At 69.3% G+C, this 6465-nt stretch carries 6 protein-coding genes; all 6 read right to left on the bottom strand.

Annotated features, from left to right (window positions below; all coding sequences use genetic code 11):
* The coding region (locus AC6EI8_RS10490; protein WP_498381888.1) for an acetate--CoA ligase family protein at positions 1-1352 on the bottom strand (1352 nt) is incomplete at its 3' end.
* 105 nt (positions 1353-1457) lie between these two features.
* A complete protein-coding gene (locus AC6EI8_RS10485; RefSeq protein ID WP_370639487.1) occupies positions 1458-2495 on the bottom strand; it encodes a tripartite tricarboxylate transporter substrate binding protein in 1038 nt (345 codons plus the stop codon).
* Between the two features lie 62 nt (positions 2496-2557).
* Positions 2558-2944, bottom strand: a complete 387-nt coding sequence (locus AC6EI8_RS10480; protein WP_498381887.1) for a Zn-ribbon domain-containing OB-fold protein — start codon at positions 2942-2944, stop codon at positions 2558-2560.
* On the bottom strand, positions 2944-4098 hold the full coding sequence (locus tag AC6EI8_RS10475) for a thiolase family protein (protein WP_498381886.1): 1155 nt from the start codon (positions 4096-4098) through the stop codon (positions 2944-2946). The genes AC6EI8_RS10480 and AC6EI8_RS10475 overlap by 1 nt, the downstream gene beginning before the upstream one ends.
* A 1-nt stretch (position 4099) precedes the next feature.
* Positions 4100-5314 carry an ABC transporter substrate-binding protein gene (locus AC6EI8_RS10470; RefSeq protein WP_226106354.1) on the bottom strand — a complete coding sequence of 405 codons (1215 nt, stop codon included), beginning with the start codon at positions 5312-5314 and terminating at the stop codon, positions 4100-4102.
* Between the two features lie 95 nt (positions 5315-5409).
* A complete protein-coding gene (locus AC6EI8_RS10465) occupies positions 5410-6462 on the bottom strand; it encodes a cyclase family protein (RefSeq protein WP_498381885.1) in 1053 nt (350 codons plus the stop codon).
* Between the last annotated feature and the right edge of the window lie 3 nt (positions 6463-6465).

Genomic DNA, 6465 nt, shown 5'->3' with positions numbered 1-6465 from the left:
AGCGCCGGCAGCGCCTCGCCGGCGTTGGCGTAGACCGGTACGCCGCGCTGCCGGAACGGCGCGGCCACGCCCTGCTGCCAGGCCGCGACCACGATGGGCTTGCCGCTGGTATCGGCGAAGGCGGCCGCATCGGTGGCAAAGCGTTCGATGTCGTAGCCCATGCCCGCCACCGGAATATCGAGCAGCACCATGTCCGCCGCCGCGTCGCCCGCGATCACCGGCAGCACATCACCGAACAGCGCGCTGTTGGTCAGCAGGGCGGCGGTCACGTCGACCGGATTGGCGGTGGCGGCAAAGCCGGGCAGGCGTTCGGCCAGCGCGGACTGGGTCTGTGCCGCCAGCGGCGCCATCGACAGTCCGCACGACTCGGCGGCGTCGGCCGCCATCACGCAGCTCGCGCCGGAGTTGCTGACGACGACGAGCCCGCGCCCCTGCGGCTGCCAGTCGCGCAGATACAGCGGTGCGCAGCGCGCCAGCGCATGGGCGTCGTCGACGCGCCAGATGCCGTGATGCGCGAGGAAGGCATCGACGGCGCGATCCTCGTTGGCGAGCGCGCCGGTGTGCGAGGCCGCCGCGCGCTGGCCCGCGCTGGTGCGCCCGGCCTTGACCGCGACGATGGGCACGCCGCGTGCGCGCGCCACCGCGGCTGCCTGCGCCAGCGTAGCCGGATCGTTGAGCGTCTCCAGATACAGCAGCATCAGTTGCACGTCGTGATCGTGCGCGACGGCCAGCGCCAGGTCGCTGACCGTGACGTCCGCCTGGTTGCCGGTCGCATGCATGTGCCGTACGCCGATGCCCTGGTGGCGCAGCAGGCCGTAGACCATCGCGCCCATGCCGCCGCTCTGGCTGATCACCGCGACCGGCCCATCCTGCGGCGGCACTTCGATGAACATCGTCGAGAAGCTGGCGATCGCGCCGCTGCCGAAATTGGCCAGGCCCTGGCTGTTCGGGCCGACCATGCGCAGATTTCCTGCGCGCGCGATATCGACCATCTTCTGCTGCTGGCGCCGGCCTTCCTCGCCCGCTTCGCCGAAGCCCGAGGCGATCACGATGGCCGCCGCCACGCCGAGCCGCGCGCAATCGCTGACTGCCTGCACGGCGGCCTCGCCGGCGACCACGACGATGGCCAGCTCCGGCGCTTCCGGCAGCGCGTCCAGCGCGGCGTAGCTGCGCAGGCCCTGGATCGTGTCGCGCTGCGGGTTGATCGGATACAGCGTGCCGCCGTAGCCGTGCTGCTGCATGTAGTGGATCGGCCGGCCGCCGATCTTGTGGATATGGTCCGAGGCGCCGATCACCGCGATCGAGCGCGGCGTCAGCAGGGCCTGCAGGCCGCGGGGGAGAGAAGCCGACATGTCGTAGTCCTGTAGTCGATCGGTTCAATGAAGTCGTTCAATGCCTGGGTTCAATGCACTGGTTCAATGCACTGGTTCAATGCATCGGTTCCATGCAAGCCAGGCTCAGTCGATGGTGGCGCCGGAGGTCTTGACGACGCCGGCCCATTTGTCGATCTCGGCGCCGAGGAAGCGGCCGGTCGCGTCGGGCGACGTCCATTCCGCGCCGAAGCCCTGCGTGGCGAAGCGCGAGCGGACTTCGGCATCGTCGAGCACGGCGCGCAGCGACTGGCTCAATTTGTCGATCACCGGAGCGGGCGTGCCGGCTGGCGCCAGCAGCGCATTCCACGCGGTCGCCTCGTAGCCGGCCAGACCCGCCTCCGCAACGGTCGGCACATCCGGCGCGGCTGGGGAACGCTTGGCGCTGGTCACGGCCAGGGCCTTGAGCTTGCCGTCGCGCACGAACGGCATCGCCGACAGCATGGTGTCGAACATCACCGTGGCCTGGCCGCCGATCACATCGGTCAGGGCCGGCGCGCTGCCCTTGTACGGCACGTGCGTCATGCGCACGCCCGCCATCGCGTTGAACAGTTCGGCGGACAGATGGGTCGACTGGCCATTGCCCGAACTGGCGAAGCTCACCTGATCCGGCTTTGCCTTGGCCAGCGCGATCAGCTCGGCGACATTGCGCGCCGGCGTCGATGGCGCGGTGACCAGAACCAGCGGTCCGCGCGTCAGCAGGCTCACCGGCGCGAAATCGCGACGCGTGTCGTACCCCGGCTTGCGGAACAGCGTCATGTTGATGGCATGCGCGGTGGTGGCGACCAGCAGGGTATAGCCGTCGGGCGCGGCCTTGGCGGCGGCCTCCGCGCCGATATTGCCGCCCGCACCCGGCCGATTCTCGACCACCACCGGTTGTCCGAGCCGCTCGCCGAGCTTCTGTCCGACCACGCGCGCGACGATATCGGTGGGGCCGCCGGGCGGGTAGGGCACGATCATGCGGATCGGCTTTGCCGGCCAGGTTTCCGCTTGGCCGGGCCGCGGCAATACCGCGCACAGCGTGCCCAGCGCGAGCACCGGCAGCACGGCGCGCAACGCGTGCCGCCTGGTTGAAGAAAACGGACGGGCGAGCGCGGCCCGCCGATGCTGCTGATTCGGCTGCATAGGTGTCTCCATCTGGTTGTTGTCGTGCCTGGCTGGCTGTTTCGGTCCGCGGTTCCGGCTCACTACTCCCGCTGGAATCGCAACAGCGTCCGCTCCCCATGCCGGAAAAACCCGGCGCGCACACGGTCGCCGATCGCCACGCCGGGCTCGGCATGAGCCATCACGCGCGGCCCTTCGTCGAGCGTAGCCAGCACCAGCGTGTAGGGGACCAGCGTGCGGAAGCTGTCGTCCGGCGCGCGCGCAACCTCGGTCACGGCGTAGACGGTGGCCACACCGGCCGCATCGCGCCAGGCGAGCCGGACGCTGCCGCAGCGCTGGCAGGCATGGCGCTCCAGCGATTGCGCCGCGCCACAGTCGCCGCACGACTGGTAGCGAACGCGGCCCGCTTCCAGGCCTTCGGCATAGGGATGAAGCCCTTCGGGCAGGGCGGATTCGGCTGAGATCGCCATCACAGGGCCTCCAGCACCAGGCTGACATGGGACGACAGCACGCCGCCATCGGCATGGAACAGCGCGCGGCGACGCGGACCGATCTGGCGGTCGCCGGCACGTCCGGCAAGCTGCCGCGTCGCCTCGGCCAGATGCATCAGGCCGCCCGCGACGCCGGAATGGCCGAACGCGAGCAGGCCGCCATGGGTATTGAGCGGCAGCGCGCCATCGACATCGAAGTCGCCGGCCAGCAGCCGCGCAGGCGCGCCGCCTCGCGGCGCCACGCCGATCTCCTCGAGCAGCATCAGCAGCGTGATGGTGAACGAGTCATAGATCGCCAGATAGTCGAGGCCATCGACCCCGATGCCGGCCTCGCCAAGCGCGCGCGTGGCCGCTTCGCCGGCGCCGGTCGTCATCACGCTGTCGATCGCGCATAGATGCTGATGGCGATGCGCCTGTCCCGCGCCGGCGATGCGCACAGGCCGGCCGGGCCCCGGCTCCGCCGAGACCACCAGCGCCACCGCGCCATCGGAGATCGGGCAGCAGTCCGACAGCAGCAGCGGCGTCGCTACCGGCTTGGCGGCGCACGCGGCGGCTGCGGTCAGCGGCTCGCGCAGATGTGCGTCGGGGTGGGCGCCGGCATGCTTGCGCATCAGCACCGCGAAATCCGCCAGCGCGTCGCGTGGCAGGCCGGTCTCCATCAGATAGCGCGAGGCCAGCAGCGCGTAGTACGCCGGCACCGAGGCGCCGTTGGGCACTTCGATCTGCGGCTCGCCGACCTGGGCCAGCGTCTGCACCGATTGGTCGCGGCTCTGGCCGCTGAGGCGGTTCTCGCCCGCCACCACCAGCACATGGCGGCAGCGGCCGGCACGCACCAGTTCGCGCGCCAGCATCGCCATCGCCCCGCCGGTGGCACCGCCGGCGGCCATGCCGTGCGCATAGGCGGGTTGGAGCGACGCGTATTCGCAGAAGCGGTCGGCCAGCATCAGATGCGGCAGCGTGGTCGCGTAGCCGCACAGCACGCCATCGATCTCGGCGCGCGACAGTTCCGCCTCGGCCAGCGCGGCATCGGCGGCGCGTGCCATCAGCGTCAGCGGCGTGCTGCCCGCGAGCCTGCCGAAGCGCGTATTGCCGGCGCCGCGCAACCAGGCGCCGCGTTGAAGGGAGTCGCTCATGTCAGCGCTTGAGCAGCGGGCACTTCGACTTCGACGGCGGGATGAAGGCCTGGTCGCCGGGCACCGTGGCGAGGACCTTGTAGTAGTCCCATGGATATTTCGATTCGGCCGGCGTCTTCACCTCGAACAGGTACATGTCGTGCACCATGCGTCCGTCCTCGCGGATACGGCCATTGGCGGTGAAGAAGTCCTGGATCGGCATCGCCTTCATCTGCTTCATCACGGCGGCGGTCTCATCGGTGCCGGCCGCCTGCACCGCCTTCAGGTAGTGCATCACCGACGAATAGACGCCCGCCTGGCTCATGTTGGGCATCTTCTTGAGCTTGTCGAAATAGCGGCGCGACCATTTGCGGGTGGCGTCGTTCATGTCCCAATAGAAGGCCTCGGTCAGTACCAGCCCCGCGGCGGTCTTCAGGCCGATCGCATGGATGTCGTTGATATAGAGCAGCAGGCCGGCCAGCTTCTGCTTGTTGTCGCGCGTCAGGCCGAACTCGTGCGCGGCCTTGATCGCGTTGACCGAGTCGCCGCCCGCATTGGCCAGGCCCACGACCTGCGCCTTGCTGGCCTGCGCCTGCAGCAGATACGAGGCGAAGTCGCTGGCGCCGATCGGATGGCGCGCCGCGCCGAGCACCTTGCCGCCGGCCTCGGTCACCACGGTGGTGGCCGAGTCCTGCAGCGTGTGCCCGAACGCGTAGTCCGCCGTCAGGAAATACCAGGTCTTGCCGCCGCGCTGGACCATCGCACGCGCCGTGGTATTGGCGAGCGCATAGGTGTCGTAGGCGTAGTGCACCGAGATCGGGGTGCACAGGTCGTTGGTCAGACGCTCGGTACCGGGGCCGGAGAACACCACGATGCGGTTCTTCTGCTTGGCGACTTCGAGCACGGCAAGCGCGGGCGCCGACGCCGCGACATCGAGGATCGCGTCGACCCGGTCGGTGTCGAACCATTCGCGCGCCTTGTTGGCGGCGATGTCGGCCTTGTTCTGATGATCGGCGACCACCAGTTCGATCTTGCGGCCGAGCACCTTGCCGCCGAAGTCGTCAATCGCCATCTGCGCGGCGGTGGCGCTGCCGCGGCCGGTCACATCGGCATAGAGGCCGCTCATGTCGAGGATCAGCCCGATCTTGACCAGATCGTCGGAGAGGGTGGCCTTGGGCTGGGCCTGAGCCTGGGCGTAGGCGGTGCCGCCGAGCGACAGCGCGCATGCGCCCAGCATGCCGGCGAGCGTGCGGGAAACAAGGCCGGCAATGCGCCGGCGTGCGGGAAATGGCTTCATATCGTAGGTCTCCTCCGGATCGTTGGTGTCGCCACTCAGACGGTGGCGATCGGCGTGGTGGGCGAACCGACCGCCCCGGGCAGGCGCAGCGGCGGCGCCGTCAGCATGAAGCGGGTGCGGCCGTGCTCGCGCAGCCATTGCGCCAGGTCGCGCAGATACCAGAGCTCGCCCAGCGGCAGGCCAAGCTTGAACAGGCAGTGGTGGTGCAGCGGCAGCAGCGGATGCGGGCCCGGGTCGCTGGCCGGCTGCGCCGGATAGCGCTCGACCGCGTAGTTGTCGGCGATCAGCGCGGCGATGCCGGCGTCGGTGATCCACTGCAGCAGCTTGTCGTCGCGTCCATTCAGCGCGCTGCAGCTGTGGTGCAGCACGTTCTCGTCGGGCTCGCGCTGCATCGACAGCACCACCTCGGCGAAGCCGGTGCGCAGCAGCAGCATGTCGCCGCGCTCGACTTCGACGCGGTCCGCCTCCATCGCGCGCATCAGCTCGTCGTAGCCGATATCGCGGAAGTCGGTGCCGTAGCAGTGCGCCAGATCGACCAGCACGCCGCGGCCCTGCATGCCCTTGACGGCGAAGTTTTCGATGCCGAGCGCGCGCGCCTCGCTGTGTTCGTGATTGCAGCCGTGCGCGGCGAAATGATCGTCGTCGGCATAGTCGACCGGACCGACGATATGCTCGTTGGCGCGATAGCCGTTGTAGTAGACCCGCTCGGCGCGGCCGTCGCCGTCGGCATCGAACAGCGCGCCGACGTGGGCCAGCGAATCCCATTGCGTCGAGTACTGCAGCGACAGCAGGACCTGGTCGTCGCTGATCACGTCGGTGGCCTCGGGGTCGACCTTGGCCAGCGGGAAATTGACGTAGGGCAGGTCGTCGCGGAAGGTCGGACGCAGCACCGGCGGATGGCGGCGCGGATTGAGCTTGTTGCCGCCGGGATAGTCGAGTGGCAGCGACAGGCAGAAGCTCAGGCCCGCCTGGACCTCCTGCGCGGCCTTGCGTACCTGCTCGGCGCCGATCAGATTGAGCCGCCCGATCTGGTCGTCGGGCCCGAAGTCGCCCCAGGTGGAGCCCTGCGGACGTTGTTTCCAGCGCATGCC

The sequence above is a fragment of the Cupriavidus sp. R6-3 genome (assembly GCF_059772245.1).
Note: the sequence above shows the minus strand (reverse complement) of the source record. Positions and strands in the feature narration are given on the sequence as shown.

Coding starts and splice junctions, on each gene's coding strand:
- AC6EI8_RS10475 (WP_498381886.1), bottom strand. CDS start 4,098: ATGAGCGACTCCCTTCAACGCGGCGCCTGGTTGCGCGGCGCCGGCAAT.
- AC6EI8_RS10480 (WP_498381887.1), bottom strand. CDS start 2,944: ATGGCGATCTCAGCCGAATCCGCCCTGCCCGAAGGGCTTCATCCCTAT.
- AC6EI8_RS10465 (WP_498381885.1), bottom strand. CDS start 6,462: ATGCGCTGGAAACAACGTCCGCAGGGCTCCACCTGGGGCGACTTCGGG.
- AC6EI8_RS10485 (WP_370639487.1), bottom strand. CDS start 2,495: ATGCAGCCGAATCAGCAGCATCGGCGGGCCGCGCTCGCCCGTCCGTTT.
- AC6EI8_RS10470 (WP_226106354.1), bottom strand. CDS start 5,314: ATGCTGGGCGCATGCGCGCTGTCGCTCGGCGGCACCGCCTACGCCCAG.